Raw genomic sequence first — 21,742 nt, 5'->3', positions numbered from 1 at the left:
AGAAGTCAGCGCGGCGTGATCAGGTCAGCGCGAACTGACCGTTACCCCGAAAACATCATGGCCAAGACGAATCTTCTTGCCGCAAACGGCGGCTTCGAACAACCCTGTCCCATCCGCGACGTGCTGGACCGCATCGGCGACCAGTGGAGCCTCCTCGTGCTCGACGCGCTCGTCGGCGGTACGAAACGGTTCAATGAACTCATGCGCGAACTGGGCGACATCTCCAAGCAGATGCTGTCGCTCACGCTCAAGCGCCTGGAAGAAGACGGCTTCGTGCGCCGCACCGTGTATCCGGAAGTGCCGCCCCGCGTCGAATACGACCTCACGCCGCTGGGCCACTCCTTCCTCGTCCCAATGAAGGGCCTCGTCGCCTGGGCCGACGAGCATCATCGCCACGTGTGCGAGGCGCGCCGGGAATACCGGACGGCCTCCCCGCGCTGACGCAAAAATCGTCATACGATTGAGTTTTATCGATATATATCCGCCGCCGTCAAGCTGTTAGCATCGTGCGCTCGGCACGATAACAAGGAGACAGCAGTGAAACGCATCAATCCCACCCGGCGGCGCGTGCTCGCCACGCTGGGTCTCGCGGCGGCGTATCCCGGCCTGGCCGGCGCCACCGTCGTCGCCCGCGGCGACGGCGAGCGCGAGAAGCTGGCGCTGTGGTACGAGCGCCCGGCGCGCCAATGGGTCGAGGCCCTCCCCGTCGGCAACGGCCGGCTCGGCGCAATGGTGTTCGGCCGCCCGCTGCAGGAACGCCTGCAACTCAACGAAGACACGCTATGGGCCGGCGGCCCGTACCGCTTCGACAATCCGGCCTTCAAGACCGCGCTGCCCCGCGTGCGGGCGCTGATCGACGAAGGCAAGTTCGAAGCGGCGCGCGACCTGGTGGCGCGCGACATGATCTCGAAACCGGCCACGCAGATGCCCTATGGCGCGGCCGGCGACCTGCTGCTCGACTTCCACGGCGTCGACGGCGCCAAGGGCTACCGCCGCACGCTGGACCTCGACAGCGCCATCGCCACCACGCGCTTCACCAGCGGCGCCGCGCGCCACGTGCGCGAAGTCTTCGCCAGCGCGCCCGACCAAGTGATCGTGCTGCACCTGCGGGCCACCGGCGGCCCGCTCGACTTCGACGTCGGCTACCGCCATCCGCACGAAGCCCAGTATGGCCGGGACAAGGCCGAAGGCACCGGCGCCGCCTGGGACGTCAGGGAAGATCTGCTGGAAGCCAAGCGGCCGGCCAGCCTGTCGATCCGCCCGGACGGCCCGCGCGCCCTGCTCGTCGAAGGCCGCAATGCGGACAATGCCGGCGTGGCCGGCGCCCTGCGCTTCGCCGTGCGCGTGCTGGCCGTCGGCGACGGCAAGATCGAGGCCGCCGGCGACCGCCTGCGCGTGCGCGGCGCGCGCGACGTCACGCTGCTCATCGGCGCGGCCACCAGCTTCGTGAACTTCCGCGACGTCAAAGGCGATCCGGTCAAGGCCGTGCGCGAGCGCGTCGACGCGGCCGCGCGCAAGCCTTACGCGCGCCTGCGCGCCGACCACGTCCAGGCGCACCGCGCATTGTTTGGCCGGCTGTCCCTGCGCATCGGCCGCCACGACGATGCCGCCCTGCCGACCGACGCGCGCATCGCCGCCGTCCCGCAGGCCGACGACGCCGCGCTCGGGACGCTGGCCGCGCTGTACCTGCAGTACGGCCGCTACCTGCTCATCGCGTCGTCGCGGCCGGGCAGCCAGCCGGCCAACCTGCAGGGCATCTGGAACGAGGGGACGAACCCGCCGTGGGGCGGCAAGTACACCATCAACATCAACACGGAGATGAACTACTGGCCGGCGGAAGCGGCCAATATCGCGCCGTGCGTGGAGCCGCTGGTGGCGATGGTCGAGGAATTGGCCGTCACCGGCGCGGACGTCGCGCGCGACTCGTACGGCGCGCGCGGCTGGGTCGCGCACCACAACACGGACCTGTGGCGCGCGGCGGCGCCCATCGACGGCCCGAACTGGGGCATGTGGCCCTGCGGCGGCGCGTGGCTGTGCAAGACGCTGTGGGACCACTACGACTACGCGCCCGACGAAGCGTACCTGCGCCGCATCTACCCCGTCCTGAAAGGTGCGGCGCTGTTCTTCGTCGACGTGCTCGTCGACGATCCGCATGGCCGCGGCCTCGTCACGTCGCCGTCGATCTCGCCGGAGAACACGCACCATCCGGGCGTGGCCGTGTGCGCCGGACCCGCGATGGACCGCCAGATCGTGCGCGACCTGTTCGCGTGGACCCTCGCGGCGCACGCCGCGCTGCGCGACCCCGACGCGGATTTCCGCAACACGGTGGAAGCGAAACGGGCGCGCCTGGCGCCGGACCGCATCGGCGCCCAGGGCCAGTTGCAGGAATGGCTGGACGATTGGGATGCGCAGGCGCCGGAACAGCATCACCGCCACGTGTCGCATCTGTACGCCGTCTACCCCAGCGAACAGATCAACGTGCGCGACACGCCGGAGCTGATCGCGGCGGCCAAGGTGTCGCTGAACACGCGCGGCGACATGTCCACGGGCTGGGCCACCGCGTGGCGCCTGGCGCTGTGGGCGCGCATGGGCGAAGGCGAGCACGCCTACCGCATCCTGCGCGGCCTGCTCGATCCCGACCGCACCTACCCGAACATGTTCGACGCGCACCCGCCGTTCCAGATCGACGGCAATTTCGGCGGCGCGGCCGGCATCCTGGAGATGCTCGTGCAATCGTGGGGCGGCGAAGTGCGCATCCTGCCGGCGCTGCCGCACGCGTGGGCGGAGGGTGCCGTGCGCGGCGTGCGGGCCCGCGCCGGCATCGAGGTCGACCTGGACTGGGCCGGCGGCCACGCGACGCGCCTGGCATTGCGCGGCAAGCCGGGCCAATCGGTCAAGCTGCGGTTCAAGGCACGCCTCGCGACGATCCAGCTGGATGCGTCCGGACGCGCGCGCCTCGAAGGCAGCGCGCTCAGTTGACTGCGCCCTCGGCGGCCGGCGCCGCGGCAGGTACGCGATGCCGTCCCGCCAGCACGATCAGCGCGGCGACGCCGCATGCCGCGGCCGCGGTGTACACGGCCGGCGCATAGCTGAACGTCAGCGTGCGGATGCGGCCCGCGCCGTACGCCGCCACGGCCGCCCCGAGCTGGTGGCCGGCGAACACCCAGCCGAATACCATCGGCGCGCGCTGCTTGCCCCACGCCTGCGCGGCCAGCCGCACGGTCGGCGGCACGGTCGCGATCCAGTCCAGGCCATAGAACATGGCGAACAACGACAGGCCCGTGAGCGTGAAGTCGGCCGACGGCAGCCAGGCCAGCGACAGCCCGCGCACGCCGTAGTACCAGCACAGCAGATAGCGGCTGTCGTAGCGGTCCGACAGCCAGCCGGACAGGATCGTCCCCACGAGGTCGAACGTGCCCATCATCGCCAGCACGGACGCGGCCGGGACCGCGCCGAGGCCCGCGTCGCCGCACAGCGAAATGAAATGGGTCTGGATCAGGCCATTCGTCGACAGGCCGCAGATGAAGAAGCTGCCGAACAGGACCCAGAACACGCGGTCGCCGCGCACGCCGGCGAGCGTCGTGAACGGCGTGCGGATCGACATCGGCGCGCGCACCGGCACCGCGGGCGTTACCGTCGTATCGCCGCCATATGGCGCGAGCCCGAGATCCTGCGGATGGTCGCGCACGAACAGCAGCGCGAGGACCGCCACGAGCGCGCAGCTGGCCATCACGGGAAGAAGCGCCATGCGCCAGCCGCCGTGCTCGATCAACCACGTGCCGATCGGCAGGAACACGAGCTGCCCGGTCGCGGAACTGGCCGTCAGGAGACCCATCACGAGGCCGCGGCGCTGCTCGAACCAGCGGTTGGCGACGACGGCGTTGAGCACGAGCGCCGTCATGCCGGAACCGATCCCCAGCATCACGCCGAGCAGCAACACGAGCTGCCAGAAGTCCGTCATCTGGCGCACGAGACCGAGGCCGGCGGCGATGACGGCCAGCGCCGTCACCATCACGTTGCGCAGGCCGAAGCGCTCCATCAACAGGGCGGAGAATGGCCCCATCAGGCCGAACAGCGCGAAGCGGACGGCCAGCGCCGTCGAGATCTGGTCGACGCTCCAGCCGAATTCGCGGCTGAGCGGTTTCAATAGCGCGCCGGGCAGGCCGAGCGCGGCGGACGACGACAGCGCCGTCAGGAACGTGATCGCGGCGACGATCCAGCCGTAGTGCAGGCCGTGGCGGCCCATCCGGTGGGCGAGACGGGTGGAGAACATATGTGATCCTCGGTGCAGGCGCTTACGCGCCGGTGGATGGGAGCAGGCGGTCGACGGCGGCTTCCAGGATGCGGCGGGCGTACGCCTCGTCCTCGACGGTGCGCGCCAGCACCAGGGCGCCGACCATCGTCGCGAACGCGGCGAGCGCGTCGTCGGGCGTCGCGTCCGGCTTCGCCTTGCGCAGGGCGCCCGCGAGGATGTCGACGAAGGTCTTGACGCCCGCCTCGAAATGCCGCGGCAGGTCCGGACCGTGGCGGGACGCGTCGGGGCCGAGGGAGGCGATGATGCAGCCCGCGCCCACGCGAGCGCGGTGGCCCGGCGTCAGGTAGCGGCGCACGAGTGCGGCGTAGGCGCTTTCCCCCGCTTCCGATGCCGCCCGGCGCCAGCCGTTGATGCCGGTTTCCAGTGCGCGGTCGCAGGCCTGGGCGATGAGGTCGTCCTTGGACTTGAACTGCTTATAGAACGCGCCGTGCGTGAGGCCGGCCGCCGCCATCAGTTCGGCGAGGCCGACGCCGTCGAAACCCCGTTCGCGGAACAGGCGGCTGGCGGCGTCGATGACGGCCTGGCGGTTTTCTTCCGCCTGGATTCGATTGACTCGCATGGCGTCCCCCCTGGTGCGTTGCGATTATGGATGTCAATCATAATCTATTTTACCGGCCTGCGCCGAACGGCACGCTGCCGTAAAATACGCGTTTTCGACAACGCAGCCTCCGTCCGCCATGCACATCAATCCCGAACGCAGCACCCGTCCCGACTACGGCCTGCTGGTGCGCCAGGTCGCCAGCGTCCTCGAGGGCGAGCGCGACCTCACCGCCAACGCGGCGCAATTCTCGGCGCTCGTCTACGACACGCTCGCCGACCTGAACTGGGCCGGCTTCTACCTCTCCGTGCCCGCGAAATCGGGCGCCGGCGCCGACCTGCTCGTCGGCCCGTTCCAGGGCAAGCCGGCCTGCGCCCGCATCCCGTTCGGCCGCGGCGTGTGCGGCACGACGGCCGTCACGCGCGCAACCATCGTCGTGCCCGACGTGCACGCGTTCCCGGGGCATATCGCCTGCGATTCGGCGTCGAATTCGGAAATCGTCATCCCGCTCGTCAAGGACGGCCGGCTCGTCGGCGTATTCGATATCGACAGCCCGTCGCTGAACCGGTTTTCCGATGACGACAAGGCGGGGCTGGAAAAAATGGTCACGGCATTCTTGGACGCGACCGATTGTTGAATCGCGAACGTCTGGTGGGCGCAGGGCGCCCACCCTACGGCACCGAAATCGTAGGGTGGGCACCCCGTGCCCACCATCGCACACCCGGCCATTGGTACAATAACCGCCTACTCCTCTTTTCGCCCGCATCATGAACCAACTCGAACAGCTCAAGCAGTACACCACCGTGGTGGCCGACACCGGCGACTTCCAGTCGATCAAGGCCTACACGCCGCAGGACGCGACGACGAATCCGTCGCTGATCCTGAAAGCCGTCCAGAAGCCGGAATACCGTCCGCTGCTGGAAAAGACCATCGCCGACTTCCCGAACGCGTCGACCGAGGAAATCGTCGACCGCCTCTTGATCGCGTTCGGCACCGAGATCCTGAAGTTCGTGCCGGGCCGCGTGTCCACCGAAATCGACGCCGCCCTGTCGTTCGACACGCAGGCGACGGCCGCCAAGGGCCGCGAACTGATCGCGCTGTACGAAGCGGCGGGCATCGCCCGCGAGCGCGTGCTGATCAAGATCGCGTCGACGTGGGAAGGCATCCGCGCCGCCGAGATCCTCGAGAAGGACGGCATCCGCTGCAACCTCACGCTGCTGTTCTCGCTGTGCCAGGCCATCGCCTGCGCCGAAGCGGGCGTGCAACTGATCTCGCCGTTCGTCGGCCGCATCTACGACTGGTACAAGAAATCCACCGGCACCGACTACCAGGGCGCGGACGATCCGGGCGTGCAGTCGGTCAAGCGCATCTACCAGTACTACCGCAAGTTCGGCTACAAGACCGAGGTGATGGGCGCGAGCTTCCGCAACACGTCGCAGATCCTGGAACTGGCCGGCTGCGACCTCCTGACCATTTCGCCGGACCTGCTGCAGAAGCTGGCCGATGCCGACGGCACGGTCGAGCGCAAGCTGGTGGCCGACACGAACGCCGACATCCAGAAGATCGCGCTGGACGAAAAGACGTTCCGCTTCATGCTCAACGAAGACGCGATGGCGACCGAGAAGCTGGCCGAGGGCATCCGCGCGTTCTGCGCCGATTCCGGCAAGCTGAAAAAGATGATCGAAGAGATGCGCTGATCCGCATCCGCGCAAACGAAAACGGCAGCCCGCGGGCTGCCGTTTTTCGTGGATGCGCGCCGGATCAGGCGCGCGCCAGCGCCCGCATCGGCTGCCGGGCCGCGTGATGCGCAAGCGGCTGCGGCGCATCGAACGCTTCGAGACGGAACACGCTGACCAGCTGGCCCAGCGCCGCCGCCTGTTCCTGCAGGCTCTGGGCCGTCCGGGCGGCCTGCTGCACGAGGCCCGAGTTCTGCTGGGTCACCGTGTCCATCTGCGTGATGGCCTGGTTCACCTGCTCGATGCCGGCGCTCTGCTCGCGGCTCGCATGGCTGATCTCGGCCATGATCGCGTTCATGCGCTGCACGCTCTGGAGCACCTCGTTCATGGTCGCCCCCGCTTCGGTGACGAGCAGATTGCCCGCCTCGACCTGCTGCACCGAGCTGCCGATCAATCCCTTGATCTCCTTGGCGGCGGCGGCGGAACGCTGCGCCAGGTTGCGCACCTCGGACGCGACGACGGCGAAGCCGCGGCCCTGCTCGCCGGCCCGCGCCGCTTCCACGGCCGCGTTCAGCGCCAGGATATTGGTCTGGAACGCGATCCCGTCGATGACGGCGATGATGTCGACGATCTTCTGCGACGACGCGTGGATCGAGCCCATCGTGTCGACGACGCGCGCCACGGCGGCGCTGCCCTTCTGGGCGACGCCGGCCGCAGTGTCGGCCAGCGCATTCGCCTGGCCCGCGTGGTCGGCGTTCTGCTTTACGGTCGACGTCAGCTCTTCCATCGACGCGGCCGTCTGTTCCAGCGCGCTGGCCTGCTGCTCGGTGCGCGACGACAGGTCCAGGTTGCCGCCGGCGATTTCATCGGATGCCTGCGAAATCGTCTCGGTCGCGCCGCGCACGTCGCCGACGATCTTCGCCAGGTTGTCGCGCATGGATTTCATCGCGAACAACAGGCTCGATGCGTCGCCGCTGCGCGTTTCCACGCGCACCGACAGGTCGCCCGCGGCGATGCGCGTGACGATCTCGGTGGCGTAATCCGGCTCGCCGCCCAGGCGGCGCATCACCCAGCCCGTGATGAACACGGCGCCGGCCGCGCCCAGCGCGACGCTGCCGAGCACCAGCGAGAAGATCCAGACACGCGACGCCGTATAGCGCGCATTGCCCTCGACCGCCGCGGCGCGGCCGCCCTCCGTATACATGTCGACGATCTTGTCGACGTGGCCGCGGATCGCGACGACAAGCTTGTTCGACTCGCCGCGGATCAGCTTCTTGGCCAGCACGTCGTCGTTCGCGCGCGCCGCCGCGCGGATCTTGCCGTCCTCGATCATGTAGCGGTCCCACATCTCGAGCAGCTGCGCATACATCTGCTTTTCGTTGGGCGTTTCCTGCAGCTTCTCGTAATCGTCTTGCATCTTGCGTAAGTCTTTCAGGTCATTCGCGATGACCTTGTCATATTTATCCATTTCCGACGGTTCGTTGGAAATGATGTATTGCAATTCACGCGTACGAATTCGGGCGACCTGCGATTTGATGTCTTCGATGACGCGAATACTCGGCATCCAGTGGTCCGACAATTTCATCGAAATGTCATTAACTTGTGTTAATTGCCAAATCGCCACAATTCCAACAAGCGCAGTCATCGCCAGCACGGCGGTAAATGCAATTCCCAGTTTCGTAGCGAGACGCAAGCTTGATAAATATCTCATGTTGACCGTTTTAAGATGTTGATCGGCATGTTACAATGTTGCCACACATCAACTATGATAACCGAGACGGGATGTCTACACATCTTGTTTTCCACTCTTGTCGACTTTTTGCGACAAGCGGAACGTCAATTATCACTTTTGAATAAGGTTATATCAAGACACAAATACAACAATGTAAAAGTCCGTTATCTCATAGAATACCGATCTTTCCACGCTGCAACTTTCGGAGCTTTCATGCTAACGTCCATTTCCCGCCTCGGCAAAATCGCATTCGCGCAATGCGCCTTTTCATGGAATTCGGATCTCGATTCCATTTTTGAAATATTGTCGAATCGCCTTGATGGATTCAATGACAACGGCTTTTACCCGCACCCCGACGAAGTCGAATTGCGCAATGAATTGGCGCTGGTCCCGACGCTGGCCCATTTGACGGAAGGACTGCGCGGCTTGCATGCCCACGGCATCGTATTGCACGGCCTCGGCCTGGCGCATTTGCCGGAAGACCGGCGTAACGCCGCGCTGTATGCGCTCACGCTGATGCTGGGCTACCCGACCTCGACCGACCAGCGCACGGGCCGCGTGGCCTGGGACGTGCGCGCCCGTCCGATGGAAGAAATCGACGGCCGCTTCACGACGTTTTCCGAGCGCGTCGGCAGCGCCGACATGCACACGGATTCCTCGTTCTATCCGATGCCGGAAGAGCAATTCATCCTGTACGTGGTGAACGCGGCGCGCTGCGACGGCGGCCATTCGCTGCTGATCGACGGCGAAGACATTTATGAAGCACTGCAGCAGACCGCCGAAGGCCGCCAGGCGTTCGACCTGCTCAGCACGACGCCGGTGCCGTTCCGTGTGCCGGCCATCTATGCCGCCGGCGACAACAACGTCGAGGTGAACGTGGCGCTCGTGTTCGGCCCGGCCAAACGTCCCGGCACCCGCTTCACGATGCGCTGGCGCTACGACTCCATCAAGAAGGGCCTGGACGCCCGTCCCGACCTGGACACGCCCGAGCTGCGCGCCGCGCTGGCGCTGATGAACGACGTGGCCGAGGTGCGCGCCGAGCGCTTCAAGGACCAGCTGCCGACCGACACGCTGATGTTGGTCGACAACCACCACATGCTGCACGGCCGCACGACGTACACGGACGAGCGCCGTCACCTGATCCGCATCCGCATCTCGGACGTGCCGAACGCCGAGCGCGTCGGCCCGTCGGGCGTCGTCAGGGATTGACATGACCGAGACCATACTTGTCCGCGGCGCCGTGCACGACGCGGCGCCGCATCCGACCTCTGTCCCGTCCGACGGCCTGCCGCCCGCGCGCCGGCGCTGGGCGATGGCGGCGCTGATGACGGGCGTGTCGATGGCGTCGCTCGACACGGCGATCGCCAACACGGCCCTGCCCGAACTGGCCCGCCAGTTGCACGCCAGCGCCGCCGCCTCCGTCTGGATCGTCAACGTCTATCAACTGGCGATGGTCGCCACGCTGCTGCCGTTCGCGGCGCTGGGCGAACGCGTCGGCTACCGGCGCGTCGCGACGACCGGACTCGGGGTGTTCACGGTGGCGTCGCTGTTATGCGCGCTGGCGTCGAACCTGCCGTTGCTCGTGGCCGCGCGCCTGCTGCAGGGCCTCGGCGCAAGCGCCCTGATGGGCGTCACGACGGCCATGATGCGCGCCATCTATCCGGCCCGCCAGCAGGGCCAGGGCTTCGGCCTGAACGCACTCGTCGTGGCGGTGGCATTCGCCGTCGGGCCCACGCTCGCGTCGATGATCCTGGCGCTGGCATCGTGGCCCTGGCTGTTCGCCATCAACGTACCGATCGGCACGGCCGCCTTTGTGCTGGGACGCCGCGTCCTGCCCGACAACGCGCCGGCCGCCCACGGTTTCGATGCCGGCGCGGCGCTGTGCAATGCGGGCGCGTTCGGCCTCCTGATCCTCCTGTTGGGCGACGCGGCGCACGGTGCGGCGCCCGCGCGTCTCGGCCTGGAAGCGGCGGGCACGTGCGCCTGCTTCGCGCTGCTGCTGTGGCGCCAACGCGGCCATGCGGCGCCGATCCTGCCGACCGACCTGCTGGCGCGGCCGCTGTTCGCGCTGTCCGCGCTGACGGCCGTGTGCACGTTCGCCGTCCAGAGCCTGGCCTTCGTCGCCCTGCCTTTCCACTTCGAGCAGGTGCTCGGCCGTTCGCCCGTCGAGACGGGCTTCCTGCTGACGCCGTGGCCCGTCCTGGTCGGCGTCATGGGGCCGATTTCCGGGCGCCTGTCCGACCGCTTCGAATCCGGGCTGATGGCCGGGATCGGCCTGCTGGTGCTGTGCGGCGGCATGCTGACCCTGTTGTGGATGCCGGCATCCGCCAGCACGCTCGACATCGCGTGGCGCATGGCCGTCTGCGGCGCCGGGTTCGGCCTGTTCCAGGCGCCGAACATGAAAGCGATCATGGGCAGCGCGCCGCGCGAACGGGCCGGCGGCGCGAGCGGCATCGTCGCCACGGCGCGCCTGACGGGCCAGGCCGGCGGCGCCGCGCTGGTGGCCGGCTGCCTCGTGCTGTCGGAGCGCCACGGCACCGCGTACGCCCTCGCGGCGGCGGCCGCCATCGCCCTGCTGGGCGCAGCCATCAGCTTCGCGCGCCTGCACAAGCGCGCGCGGGGCTGACCCGGGCATCTACTGCGTGAACGCGATCAATTCGATTTTCAGCTCGAGCATGCCGGCCGGGGCATAGATCGCGATCGCCTGCGCCTTCAGCGCGTTCTCGTACAGGCCGTTCCTGGTCGACAGCAGGAAATAATAGGTGTCCGGACGCACGGGCACCGCCGCCGGCACCTGCGGCATGTGCGTGAGCGCGATGCCGGGCAGCGCCGAGGCCACGATGCGCTCGATATCGTCGGGCGAGCCGATCTTGAAGCGGACCGGCACGGCCGCCACCAGTTCGAGCGCCGGCATGGCGGCGCTGACCGCAAGGCACAGCTGCGTCTCCTGGGTCAGTTTCGATGGATCCAGCACGCCCCGGTAATGCGTGCGCCGATTGTCTTCCGCGACGAGCGGAATGGTGAAGTACCTGGCCGAGATGACGGTATCGACCAGCTCGCGGATCACGGCATCCAGTTGCGCGAACGTGACGCCGGGATCGGCGTGGACATAGGCCGGCAGATCCACCGTCGCGTACCTGTCCGAAAACGTCATCAATCCGCCCGCCAGCGCCAGCAGCTTCTCGTACAGGTCCTCGGGGTGCTGGACCCGGGAACGCGCATAGTGCTGCAGCGACGCGTTCGCCGTGCTGATGATGTTCAACATCCACCACGACGTGATGTCCCCCGCGTGCACCTCGAACGTGGACGCGTTCGTTTTCCGGTGCGCGTTGTGGAGCGACACGATCTTGGCCGTCAGTGCACTCATCAAGCCGTCGAGCAATTGCTGGAGCGGACGGGCCGCGCCGATCGCCACGCATGGCGGGACGAAGGCCGGATCCACATCGAAGCCGCCGCGCGGGTCGCGGTGGATGCGCAGCACGGGAAAACCGACGTGGCCATCGCGCGGCTCGGCCTGCGTCAGGAGCCGGACCCGTTTCTTCAGGAACGGCACGTCGATCGGCACCGCGTCGCTGAACAGGTCGGCCGTTTCGGACTCGGCCAACGCGTAGCGCCCGCCCTCCTCCGCATTGGCGCCATGGGGCCGGATGGTCGGGAGCGCGGCGTGGATGGTGAAGGTATTGATGTCCTGCGGTAGCCGGGTCAGGTCGACCGGCACCGGCAACAGATCCGTCGCCGGCGCCTCGTAGACTTCCCCATCCTGGAAAATCAACGACATGGCCTGGGCCTCGAGCAGGTCGTGGCCGAGCGCATCCATATTCCATTGCAACTGGCGGACACCCCAGAAATGCGGATTGAGCGCCGACGCCATCCTGAGCAGCCGTGTCTCGTGGTACAAGTCCTGCCTCTGGAAATGCTGGGGACCCAGCGTCAGCCCTTCGGACCACAAGATCTTCGCGCCCAAGCTCATCGCTTCCTCCTCGTTCAGGGTTCACTCCAGAAAGCATGGCGGGCATTGCGCGGAGACTATTGATCTGGCGCATCAACCGGCGGTTGACCGGACGCAATTTTATTTTCGGCAAGACGACAATAATGACGCTTCCGCTGCTTCAGGGCGGCTTGCCTTAAAGGAACCAACATGCGGAGTTTCACGCCAGGTTTGTTCGACCGTCTGGATGCCGATGACGACACCCCGCCGCGCGCGTACCGCGCACCGGCCGGCAAGAGCGACGCGTGGAAGGACAGCATCACGCGCGACCTGGAAGCCCTCCTCAACACCCGCTCCGCCCTGCTCCCCGCTGCGCTGGCCGGCTATCCCCAGGTCGGCGCATCCGTCGTGAACTATGGCCTGATCGATTTCGCCGGCATGTGCATGACGAGCGACGCGGACCAGAAGCGCATCTGCACCGCGGTCCGCGAGGCGATCGAGCGGCACGAGCCGAGGCTGCACAAGGTGACGGCGACCTTGCAGCCGAGGAAAGGCGCCATCAACCGGGTCGACTTCGTGATCACCGCCGAACTGAAGAATGCGCCGGCGGCCGATCCGATGCATTTCAACGCCGTGTTCCAGCCATCGCTCCAGCGCTATTCGATCCAGAGCGTGCGCAGCGCGTCATAGGCCCCATCATCATGGACGAACTGTTTGCGCAGTACGAACGCGAGCTCGTCACCATGCGGCAGCTGTGCCGCGAGTACGCCGAGCGCTATCCTAAGGTCGCGGCCAAGCTGCAGCTCGGCGGCGAAGCGTGCGACGACCCGCACGTGGAACGCCTGATCCAGTCCGTCGCCCTGCTGTGCGCGCGGGTGTCCAAGCGCCTGGACGACTCGTATCCGCAATTCACGGAGGCGCTCCTCAACCTGCTGTTTCCGCACTATCTCAGGCCGTTCCCGTCCTGCGCGATCGTGCGCTTCCTCCCGTCTACCGAGGAGGGCGCCGCCGGCACCGCCGGCTTCCCGCGCGGGACGCTGGTCGAATCGGCGCCGGTGGGCGGCGTGCGCTGCACGTTCCGGACCGCATACGATATCGCGCCGTCCACGGCCGCCATCGCATCCGCCCGGTTCGATGCCGTGATCCGCGCGCCGTCCTCGACCCGGCTCCCGCCGGGCGCGGCGGCGGCGATCGGCATCGAATTCGCGTCCCCGGACCCTGCCGGCACGGCGGCGCCCTTGCGGATCTATCTCGACGGCGACCCGTCGTTTTGCGCGGCACTGCGCGACGCGCTGTTCATGCGCACGGCGGCGGCATACGTCCAGGTGGAAGCAGACGAGACTTGGATAAAGCTCGCCGCGATACCGATCGCGGCGGCCGGCTTCGGCGACGACGACGCCCTGATCCCGTTCGAAGCCCGCTCGCACCGCGCCTACCGGATTCTTGCCGAGTATTTCGCCTTCCCGGAAAAATTCAACTTCATCGACGTCGACCTGGCCGCGCTGCGCGCCCGGCTGCCCGCGGAGTGCACCCGCTTCACGCTGCACCTGGCGCTGGCGGGCGTGGCGCCGGGCTCGGATCAGGCCAGGATGCTCGCCGGCCTGTCGGCGCACAGCCTGCTGACCGGCTGCACCCCGGTCGTCAATCTGTTCAGCCAGCCGGGCGTCCCGATCCAATACGACGAGCGGACCGCGGAATACAGCGTGCTCGCACATGCCGGCCATGCGGCGGCGTACGAGGTGTATTCGGTCGACCGGGTCCACATGGTGCGGCAGCAGGGCAAGGCCATTGCGCCGGTCGAATTCCGCCCCTTCTATGCGCTGCGGCACGGCGAGAACGATGCGCATCAGGGCCGTTACTGGATATTGCGCCATGACGACACGCTGGCGGTCGCCAGCCCGGGCCACGAAAAGGTCATTGCGCTCGTCGACACGGACGGCGAGCCGCTCGCGGTCGAGCAGACGACGCTGTCGATCGACCTCACCTGCACCAATCGCGACCTGCCCTGCCTGTTGAAATGCGGCTCGACCGACAGCGACCTGTCCTTTCCCGGCGCGGACCAGGGAACGCGAATACGCTTTCTGCGCCGGCCCACCCGTCCCCATCGCCTGGAAAACGGCCGGGGCGCCCACTGGCGCCTCATCTCGCACCTGACGCTCAACCATCACGCCCTCGCACAGGAAGGGGCTGCCGGCCTGCGCGAAATGCTGGCGCTGTACGACGTCACCGGGTCCGCGGTCACGCGGCGGCAGATCGCCGGCGTCGTCGGGCTCGACCATGCCGAGGCGACCGCATGGATCCGGCACAAGCGCGGAGCGTCCCTGGCGCACGGGACCGAGGTGCGCCTGACGATCGACGAAGAAGCCTTCGTCGGCGCCGGCCTGCACCTGTTCGTGCAGGTCATCGACCAGTTCTTTGCGTTGTATGTCCAAATGAACAGTTTTATCGAACTGGTCATCCTGTCGCATCAATCAGGAGAGGAACTATTCCGATGCAAACCGCGAAGCGGGAGCATGCCGCTGTCATGATGCAGCGCCTGGTCGCGGCGCCCTACCGCTACCGGTTCGCGCAACTGCTGAACATCCTGGTGCGGATGCTGCATCAACAAGGCATCCCGTACGCCCAGGCATTCGACCGGGTGCTGCGCTTTCGTAACAGCCTGTCGCTGGCGTTTCCGGCAAGCGAGATCGAAGGCATGCACGTCGAATCGGCCGGCGCCGTACCGCGCATTCACATCACCCCCGCTTTCGTCGGGCTGCTGGGCGCAAGCGGCACCTTGCCCCTGCACGACACCGAACGGGCGGCCGCCAAGGCGCACCTGGGCACGGACGAAAGCTGGAAGCCGTTCATCGACCTGTTTGCGAACCGGGCCGTCGGCCTGTTCTACGAAGCGTGGGGCAAATACCGCGTCGAACATGGCTTGAACACGCGCGCCCGGGACGATCTGCTTCCGCTGCTGATTGCGCTGGGTGGCCTGCGCCCCGGCAGTTTCGGGCCTGCCAGCGCATTTGCATCGATTCCCCCGGAAGCGGCTGCCTTCTACGCCGGATTGCTCCGGACACGCCCGATCGCCGCATCGACCGTGGAGCGCGTGCTGGGCGACTACTTCGGCGTTCCCGTGCGTATCGAGGAATTCGTCGGCGCCTGGGATCCGATTCCGGCAAAGATGTGCAGCACGCTCGGCGTTACCGATCCCACCCTCGGCTTCGGCGCCGCCCTGGGCACGCGCACGTGGCGCAGCGACGTGCGCGTCCGCCTGCACATCGGCCCCCTGGACGAGGAAACGGCAAAGGCTTTCCTGCCGCATGGCCGGTCGCGCGACGCGTTGAAGGACATGGTCAGCCTGTTTGCCGTGCCGTCGATTCAATATGAAATCAGGCTCTTGCTGGAAAAGCCATGCCTCAAGCCCATGACTTTGAGAACCAAGGGACAGGACCGGAAACGCCTGGGGTGGAACACCTTCCTGACCGTGAGTGCGGGCAAGGCGAGTCGGGCCGACATCCGATCCACCCTCCGGCTGACGGCGGAACGGCAGGATCGCGCCGCCGAGACCGCTGCTTGCTGCTGATCAAGGTTATGTAGCACCCTGTTGAGTACCTTAACCGACGGAAATCAGATAGCTGATCAACCACCGGAGGCGATACATGGATGGGAGCCAAGCGATCGCGGCGGGCGCCGCGCTGTCGGCGTTCGGTCTCGGTGCGCAGCACGACCGCTTGATACGCCTGGCGTTCCCACGCGGCGACGGACCGGACGCCATCCTCCTGCCCAACCGATTGCGCGCACACGAGGAAGTCTCGCGCTGTTTCCGCTTCGACGTCGAACTCCTGTCCGATGACGCGCGGATTCCCCTGAAGTCGATGATGGCGCGAATGGTGACGATATCCGTCGTGCGCGAAGACGGCTCATTGCGCTACTTCAACGGCTACGTCGCCGAATTCCAATTCCTGCGCGCCGACGGCGGTTTCGCGTTCTACCGCATGGTGCTCGAACCGTGGCTGGCATTCGCCAAGCTGCGCAAGGACAACGTGTCGTTCCACGGCAAGAGCGTCATCGAACTGACCGAACTCACCTTCGCGCATTACCGCCAGGCCGACTGGCGCACACACATCGTCGACGAATTTCCGCGGATGACCTGCGCGAACCAGTACGACGAGACCGACTACAACCATTTGCACCGCCGCTGGGAAGCGCTGGGGCTGGCGTACCACTACGAGCACCGGGTGGATGGACACACGCTGTGGCTGTACGACAGGACGACGCTCGTGCGGCCGATCGACCCGACCGGCATCGACGATTCTGAAACGATTCCGTTCCGCGACAAGGCGGGTTCGCTGGAAGACGACGGCATCCGCGAATGGCGTCCCTTGCGACGCATCGGCTCGGGCCAGACGACATTGGTGAGCTTCGACTACAAGAACCCGATTGCGCAGCGCTCGACCGCCGAGTCCCTGAACGACCAGGGCGACGTCTTCCCGTACGAAATCTACGAGAACACGGGATCGTACGGTTTCCGCACGCACAACGAGGGCGAAAAACTCGCCTTCCAGCGCATGGGCGAGCGCGACGCGAACACGCAATACTTCGAGGCCGTCGGCAACGACCGGACCGCCCAGCCGGGCCGCTACTTCAAGCTGGCCGATCACTTCAGTGCCGAACTGCGGGCGCCCAGGCACGGCGAACCGGCCAAGCCCAGCATCCGGAATCGCCATTACCTGATCCTGTCCGTCGACCACGAGGCCAACAACAACTACCAGGCCGGACCGGGCGCGCCATCGCATTACGAGAACACCTTCCGGTGCGTGCGCAAGGACATCCCGTGGCGCCCGGGCCGCCACTACAACAGCCGGCCCTGCACCTATCCCGGCATCCAGACGGCCGTCGTGGTCGGTCCCGCCGGTGCCGAGATCCATACCGATGGCTACGGACGCGTCAAGATCCAACACCACTGGGACCGGCTGGGCAACTACGACGAGAACAGTTCCGCGTGGCTGCGCGTCATGTCGCCGGGCGCGGGCAGCCGGTTCGGGAATATTCGCCTGCCGCGGGTGGGTGAGGAAGTGGCGGTAGTTTTTCTGGACGCGAACATCGATCATCCGGTGATTCTTGGGGCGCTGTACAACGCCAAACACATGCCTCCTTGGCAATTGCCTAGCCAGCGGGCGTTGAGTGGTTTGCGCAGCCGCGAATTGCAGGGAGGCGAAGGGAGCCGGCGCGGCAATCACCTGATCCTTGACGATACTGCAGGCAAGATCCAGGCGCAGTTGAAAAGCGATCATCAGTGCAGCCAGCTGTCGCTTGGCCACATTACCCGCGTCGAGGATACATCTGGCAGAAAAGATCCTCGCGGCGAAGGCTGGGAATTGCGGACTGATGGCCATGGTGTCGCGCGCGCGGCACAGGGCATGCTCATCTCTACGGAAGGACGCCCGAGCGCCGCCGCACATATCAAGGATATGGGCGAGACGATTCAGCGACTGTCGACGGCGGTGGACCTGCAGGAGCAGTTGGTCGGGATGGCGCAGCACTACGGCGCCCAGGAGAAGCAGGCGCCTCAGCAAGGGGATGCCGTCGAGGACCTCAGATCCCAGAACCAGGGCATCCGGGGCGGCGGCAAGGCAGAGTTTCCGGAATTGTCCGAGCCGCATCTCGTCCTCTCTAGCCCGGCGGGCATCGAGCTCAGTTCCGCGCAATCCACCCATATCGCCAGTACCCGTCATACCGCCATCACGAGCGGCAAAAGCTTGTCGATCGCCAGCGTCGACGGCCTGTTCGCGAGCATCGGCAAGACGTTCCGGCTGTTCGTGCACAAGGCCGGCATGAAGCTGATCGCCGCCGCCGGCAAGGTGTCCGTGCAGGCGCAAACCGATGACGTGGAAGTCATCGCCAATAAGGTGCTGCGGCTCCTGAGCGAGTCGGATTGGGTCGAGATCCGGGGCAAGAAAGGCGTGCGACTGCATGGCGGCAATCACATGCTTGAGATTAGCGATCAAACGCAATTCTTCACGTCGTCGCCTGTTCTCTTTCACGGCAATCTGGAAACGCTGGCGCCGAAGAGCGTCTCCCAAGCGTTCAACGAAAAACCGGCCGATTGCCACTTCGACCAGGAGGTCAACTTCCTTCAGACGGATGGCAAGCCGGCGGAAAACATTCCCTATAAATTGGTCCGGGACGACGCGACAGTCCTGGACGGAAAGTCCACCGCCAACGGCAGTACTGGGCTGCAAAAAGGTCCGGGAATGGAAAGCTATACGATTCAACGGAAAGGCGACCTGCCATGAGCAACGACAGCAACCTCAATGAACGCGGCAACCATCAGGGCGAATTCACGCAGGGTATCGGTGGCTGGGCCGAATACACGGTTTATTTGACAGAGATTGAAGATAAGGTCAGGCATGATGTCAAAGTCCCTCCCGGCAAGATCATCCCTGTCATTTTTTTGCCCGGCGTGATGGGTAGCAATCTCCGCATGACCAAGAAACGGCAAGATGAATTGAAGCGCACAGATAATCGTGCATGGCGCCCCGACGACCTGGTCAGCGCGTCCGGCACGATCGACGTTGTCCGGAAAGCCGGCATGGGTGGGTGGTTCAGAAACGCATCGCCGGCGCAACGCCAGCTCGACTTTGACCCTGAGAATACGGAAGTCGAGTATTACCACTACACCGAAAGCAAGGACCGCTTTGATCCGGACGGCAAGGAGACGCGCGAGTCGGATGCGCGTCATCAAAATGTCCCGGACGGCCTCGGGCCGATCCCTCCGCTGCTGGGGCAAAATTTTTTTCGGTCGCCCACCCAGCCAAATCAACCCCGTATCATGTCGCGCAAACACCAGACCCCGGCACAGGTTGCTCGTTGGCGCGGCTGGAGCGAAGTGTTTTTTGCCGGACCCTATGAGCATCTGCTGAAAACAGCCGAAATGTTCCTCAACAATATGGTCGTAAAGGGGCAGGTGCATTCGATGTGGGAATCGGTTTTCGTCGATCCGAAAAGCTTTGGCGCCTTATCGGGAAAGGCGATTACCGCAGCGGACATCAAAAAGATCTCAGCTTGCTGGTATCCGGTGCATGCGATGGGATATAACTTCCTGAAGAGCAACGGGGAATCGGCCATTGTGATCGCCAACCGCATACGTGCATTGATTCTCGGATACCAGAGGCGCGGCTTCAAATGCGATGAGGTCATCATCGTGACGCACAGCATGGGCGGCATCCTGGCGCGCGCGCTGATCCACCCTGATTACGGAAATCTGCTGAACGACAAGACGGTGAAAGTGCTGGGCATGTACCACAGTGTCATGCCGACGGTGGGCGCTGCCGCCGCTTATCGGCGCATGCGCTTCGGGTTCCAGGAAAAGGAAGGCACGAAGGCAGAAATCTTCGCCGAAATTGTCGCTATCGATGGCCAGCATGCGACAGCGATTCTTGCCAATACCCCCGGCCCGCTGGAATTATTGCCCGCCGCGGCCTACGGCAAGGAATGGCTGAAGGTCGTGGATGGGTGTGGCAGGACGATCCGCAGCTGGCCCAAGGGGGACGAAAATGCACTCGAAAGCATTTACCTGCAGCCACAGAATAACTGGTGGCGCCTTATAAATCCGAGATGGGTGAACCCGGGCAACGTTCTGTCCCTGGATGGCGGAGGCCTAGAAAATGTGCGAAAACGCCTGAAAAGCGCAAATGGATTCCTCGGTGCCATTGAAACGACGTTCCACCCGACGCAGTGCTTCGCCAGCTATTGCGCATCGGATGAGCACAAAAGCTATGGAAACTTGGTCTTTAAAGTCATGAACCCAGAGGTTTGGGATAGCCGGACAATCACCCTGCCGCCGGCCGACAGCTGGAAGCTGTTGACTGATGACAAAAAGGGAACGTTGACAGTACAAGCGGGAAACAGGGTGTTGACGCTGAAATTACAGCCGATGGATGCGGCCGGCGACGAAACGGTGCCGGCCGAACGCTCGGCGCGCAAAATTACCGGCACGTTATTCCCACATGGGAGTGCCAAAGGGAGCGGTTATGAACACCAGGGCAGTTATGCGAATTCGCACGTCCTGACATCGATGCTGTATTCAATCGTGAAGATTGCCGAAACTGCGAAATGGGGTTGAGTATGCGTACAAAGTATCGGACCGTATTGACTGGATGCTGCTTCGCCTTGATGCTGGCGGCGCCGCTTGTCGCCTGCTCAAAGAAATATACTTACAAGGAGAATGCCGTGCCTGAAGCCGTCGCACTGAGCCCGCGATTAATGAGCATGTTCAAAGAAACCAAGCTTGTGTGCTTTGGTCGATATGCACTTACCGTTCCTAAGGAAGCACAGGTGATCCAAGGGGAAGCGTCTTTTCCCTCCAGGGTCTATGTCTTTCCGGGCAACAGGGAAGCAATCAAAGCAAAGGTCGAGCAAGATATCGCCAAAATAAAGAGAGCTGACAAAACTGCGGAAATAACCTATAACAAACCGGGGCCAATCGAAGGCAGCTGGCAGTTTCGCTATTATGACAGTAAGGCCGCCAAAGAGCTCAACCTCCATTTTTTTAATACGTATATCAACATGGGGGATTTTATATTTCTTTTGCGTGGAGGAGTTGCCCCTGATGCGGCAAAGTCCGAGGATCAAGCTGCTGCACAAGAAGCCACGCGGGCAAAAACCCTGCGCCTGCGGACGGAAGACGACATCCCCTCCGAAGAAGGCTATTGCATCGAGCACGGATTCATGGCCAGTTCTTTTTATGGCGACCAAGAGATGATCAGTGCCGGCATCTATTTACCCAGCCTGCCCGACGTGACCTTTTCGATCAGTTCGAACAAGGACGCGTATTCCGACTATTCCAAGGAAGAGTTCGCGCGAATGAAAGTGGAAGAGCTATCCTTGCTGGCGCGCATTCGACAGGCACAGGAACAGCAGGGAAGCAATTACCCGGACCGGACCCTGCTGCGCGAAGGGAAGCGGGACGTGCAACACTGGCACGGCGAAGAATCCCTCATCCGCAGGCCGGATGGCACGCACGATTTCGAGTGGGGATTCGTCGGCACGCCGAAAGACGTCGCCAATCCGTCCGAGTTCGGCGTCGCCATGTTCACCAAGGTCGAGCACAACGTTGTCGGCGCGGCCAAAGCCGCTTCACTCAGCGACGACGAAGCGGTCGCGCTGTGGGACAAGCTGCTCTCGGGCCTGAAATTCCGCGTCAGGGTCCCCGGCGCGCCGGAAGGTTCCTACTATATGCCTCCAGGTAAAACCGGGACCGTCGCACAGGCCAGCGGGATTAAACCTTGAAACACCAAGGACGTGGCGTCATTCGCCTCAACGATAAAACCGATCACGGCGGGCACGTCATCAGCGCATCGTCGGAAACGGTCGTAATGGGAGCGGTCGCGGCGCTTCAGGGTGACATGACGTATTGCCCCAAGTGCAAGGGCCGCTTTGCGATCAAGCCGGATGAGGCCGGGGCACGACACAAAGGTAAGCCATATGCTTACGACGGCGACATAACGGAATGCGGCGCGCGCCTGATAACATCGTTGTGAGTTAAGCCGCTAATTCTTGACTCACG

General features: G+C 64.8%; 17 protein-coding genes. 13 read left to right on the top strand and 4 right to left on the bottom strand.

All coding sequences use genetic code 11. The annotated features are described in order from the left end of the window. Positions 1–57: 57 nt before the first annotated feature. Together ISF28_RS08300 and ISF28_RS08295 are read left to right on the top strand one after the other, a co-directional pair. Complete coding sequence (locus ISF28_RS08300) at positions 58–441, top strand: winged helix-turn-helix transcriptional regulator (protein ID WP_198116696.1); 384 nt, start codon at positions 58–60, stop codon at positions 439–441. 96 nt (positions 442–537) lie between these two features. Next, complete coding sequence (locus ISF28_RS08295) at positions 538–2,979, top strand: glycoside hydrolase family 95 protein (RefSeq protein WP_198116695.1); 2,442 nt, start codon at positions 538–540, stop codon at positions 2,977–2,979. Here ISF28_RS08295 and ISF28_RS08290 read toward each other — a convergent pair. Together ISF28_RS08290 and ISF28_RS08285 are read right to left on the bottom strand one after the other, a co-directional pair. Next, complete coding sequence (locus ISF28_RS08290) at positions 2,972–4,273, bottom strand: MFS transporter (RefSeq protein ID WP_198116694.1); 1,302 nt, start codon at positions 4,271–4,273, stop codon at positions 2,972–2,974. The genes ISF28_RS08295 and ISF28_RS08290 overlap by 8 nt on opposite strands. A gap of 22 nt (positions 4,274–4,295) precedes the next feature. Then, complete coding sequence (locus tag ISF28_RS08285; protein ID WP_198116693.1) at positions 4,296–4,874, bottom strand: TetR/AcrR family transcriptional regulator; 579 nt, start codon at positions 4,872–4,874, stop codon at positions 4,296–4,298. Positions 4,875–4,992: 118 nt separating this feature from the next. Between ISF28_RS08285 and msrC the strand changes: the two genes are divergently transcribed. Together msrC and tal are read left to right on the top strand one after the other, a co-directional pair. After that, entirely contained in the window at positions 4,993–5,490 is a 498-nt protein-coding gene (gene msrC / locus ISF28_RS08280; RefSeq protein ID WP_198116692.1) for a free L-methionine (R)-S-oxide reductase MsrC, read from the top strand. A gap of 130 nt (positions 5,491–5,620) precedes the next feature. Further along, the gene (gene tal, locus ISF28_RS08275; protein ID WP_198116691.1) at positions 5,621–6,550 is read left to right on the top strand and encodes a transaldolase; all 930 of its coding nucleotides are present in this window, start codon (positions 5,621–5,623) and stop codon (positions 6,548–6,550) included. Between the two features lie 64 nt (positions 6,551–6,614). On the opposite strand, the gene ISF28_RS31020 is transcribed toward tal, so the two are convergent. Continuing rightward, entirely contained in the window at positions 6,615–8,240 is a 1,626-nt protein-coding gene (locus ISF28_RS31020) for a methyl-accepting chemotaxis protein (RefSeq protein WP_198116690.1), read from the bottom strand. Between the two features lie 387 nt (positions 8,241–8,627). Here ISF28_RS31020 and ISF28_RS08265 point away from each other — a divergent pair, with 387 nt between their 5' ends. Together ISF28_RS08265 and ISF28_RS08260 are read left to right on the top strand one after the other, a co-directional pair. After that, positions 8,628–9,470 carry a TauD/TfdA family dioxygenase gene (locus tag ISF28_RS08265; RefSeq protein WP_198116689.1) on the top strand — a complete coding sequence of 281 codons (843 nt, stop codon included), beginning with the start codon at positions 8,628–8,630 and terminating at the stop codon, positions 9,468–9,470. 1 nt (position 9,471) lies between these two features. Beyond that, entirely contained in the window at positions 9,472–10,887 is a 1,416-nt protein-coding gene (locus tag ISF28_RS08260; protein WP_198116688.1) for an MFS transporter, read from the top strand. 9 nt (positions 10,888–10,896) lie between these two features. Here ISF28_RS08260 and tssK read toward each other — a convergent pair whose 3' ends face one another. Next, on the bottom strand, positions 10,897–12,231 hold the full coding sequence (tssK, locus tag ISF28_RS08255) for a type VI secretion system baseplate subunit TssK (protein ID WP_198116687.1): 1,335 nt from the start codon (positions 12,229–12,231) through the stop codon (positions 10,897–10,899). 168 nt (positions 12,232–12,399) lie between these two features. Between tssK and tssE the strand changes: the two genes are divergently transcribed. The 7 genes from tssE to ISF28_RS08220 all read left to right on the top strand — a co-directional run bounded on the left by tssE (position 12,400) and on the right by ISF28_RS08220 (position 21,716). Next, the gene (gene tssE / locus ISF28_RS08250; protein ID WP_198116686.1) at positions 12,400–12,879 is read left to right on the top strand and encodes a type VI secretion system baseplate subunit TssE; all 480 of its coding nucleotides are present in this window, start codon (positions 12,400–12,402) and stop codon (positions 12,877–12,879) included. Between the two features lie 11 nt (positions 12,880–12,890). Continuing rightward, positions 12,891–14,717, top strand: coding sequence for a type VI secretion system baseplate subunit TssF (tssF, locus tag ISF28_RS08245; protein ID WP_198116685.1), 1,827 nt, complete (start codon positions 12,891–12,893; stop codon positions 14,715–14,717). Continuing rightward, positions 14,681–15,757, top strand: a complete 1,077-nt coding sequence (gene tssG, locus ISF28_RS08240; protein ID WP_198116684.1) for a type VI secretion system baseplate subunit TssG — start codon at positions 14,681–14,683, stop codon at positions 15,755–15,757. Before tssF ends, tssG begins: the two co-directional genes overlap by 37 nt. 76 nt (positions 15,758–15,833) lie before the next feature. Next, positions 15,834–18,470 (top strand): type VI secretion system Vgr family protein, encoded by a 2,637-nt coding sequence (locus tag ISF28_RS08235; protein WP_198116683.1) that lies wholly within the window; start codon positions 15,834–15,836, stop codon positions 18,468–18,470. Then, positions 18,467–20,299: an esterase/lipase family protein gene (locus ISF28_RS08230; protein WP_198116682.1), complete on the top strand. Its 1,833-nt coding sequence runs from the start codon at positions 18,467–18,469 to the stop codon at positions 20,297–20,299. Before ISF28_RS08235 ends, ISF28_RS08230 begins: the two co-directional genes overlap by 4 nt. Positions 20,300–20,406: 107 nt before the next feature. Beyond that, positions 20,407–21,465, top strand: a complete 1,059-nt coding sequence (locus tag ISF28_RS08225) for a T6SS immunity protein Tli4 family protein (protein WP_370663404.1) — start codon at positions 20,407–20,409, stop codon at positions 21,463–21,465. Beyond that, positions 21,462–21,716 (top strand): PAAR domain-containing protein, encoded by a 255-nt coding sequence (locus tag ISF28_RS08220; RefSeq protein ID WP_198116681.1) that lies wholly within the window; start codon positions 21,462–21,464, stop codon positions 21,714–21,716. The genes ISF28_RS08225 and ISF28_RS08220 overlap by 4 nt, the downstream gene beginning before the upstream one ends. Positions 21,717–21,742 lie beyond the last annotated feature (26 nt).

It is taken from the genome of Massilia rhizosphaerae (assembly GCF_016093545.1).
GTDB lineage: Bacteria > Pseudomonadota > Gammaproteobacteria > Burkholderiales > Burkholderiaceae_D > Telluria > Telluria rhizosphaerae.
This window is presented reverse-complemented; position numbering and strand designations above follow the sequence as displayed.

What these genes read in the sequence shown, in the direction of transcription:
- ISF28_RS08300 (WP_198116696.1), top strand. Translation starts at nt 58, where the DNA reads ATGGCCAAGACGAATCTTCTTGCCGCAAACGGCGGCTTCGAACAACCC.
- ISF28_RS08290 (WP_198116694.1), bottom strand. Translation starts at nt 4,273, where the DNA reads ATGTTCTCCACCCGTCTCGCCCACCGGATGGGCCGCCACGGCCTGCAC.
- ISF28_RS08285 (WP_198116693.1), bottom strand. Translation starts at nt 4,874, where the DNA reads ATGCGAGTCAATCGAATCCAGGCGGAAGAAAACCGCCAGGCCGTCATC.
- msrC (WP_198116692.1), top strand. Translation starts at nt 4,993, where the DNA reads ATGCACATCAATCCCGAACGCAGCACCCGTCCCGACTACGGCCTGCTG.
- tal (WP_198116691.1), top strand. Translation starts at nt 5,621, where the DNA reads ATGAACCAACTCGAACAGCTCAAGCAGTACACCACCGTGGTGGCCGAC.
- ISF28_RS31020 (WP_198116690.1), bottom strand. Translation starts at nt 8,240, where the DNA reads ATGAGATATTTATCAAGCTTGCGTCTCGCTACGAAACTGGGAATTGCA.
- ISF28_RS08260 (WP_198116688.1), top strand. Translation starts at nt 9,472, where the DNA reads ATGACCGAGACCATACTTGTCCGCGGCGCCGTGCACGACGCGGCGCCG.
- tssK (WP_198116687.1), bottom strand. Translation starts at nt 12,231, where the DNA reads ATGAGCTTGGGCGCGAAGATCTTGTGGTCCGAAGGGCTGACGCTGGGT.
- tssE (WP_198116686.1), top strand. Translation starts at nt 12,400, where the DNA reads ATGCGGAGTTTCACGCCAGGTTTGTTCGACCGTCTGGATGCCGATGAC.
- tssF (WP_198116685.1), top strand. Translation starts at nt 12,891, where the DNA reads ATGGACGAACTGTTTGCGCAGTACGAACGCGAGCTCGTCACCATGCGG.
- tssG (WP_198116684.1), top strand. Translation starts at nt 14,681, where the DNA reads ATGCAAACCGCGAAGCGGGAGCATGCCGCTGTCATGATGCAGCGCCTG.
- ISF28_RS08235 (WP_198116683.1), top strand. Translation starts at nt 15,834, where the DNA reads ATGGATGGGAGCCAAGCGATCGCGGCGGGCGCCGCGCTGTCGGCGTTC.
- ISF28_RS08230 (WP_198116682.1), top strand. Translation starts at nt 18,467, where the DNA reads ATGAGCAACGACAGCAACCTCAATGAACGCGGCAACCATCAGGGCGAA.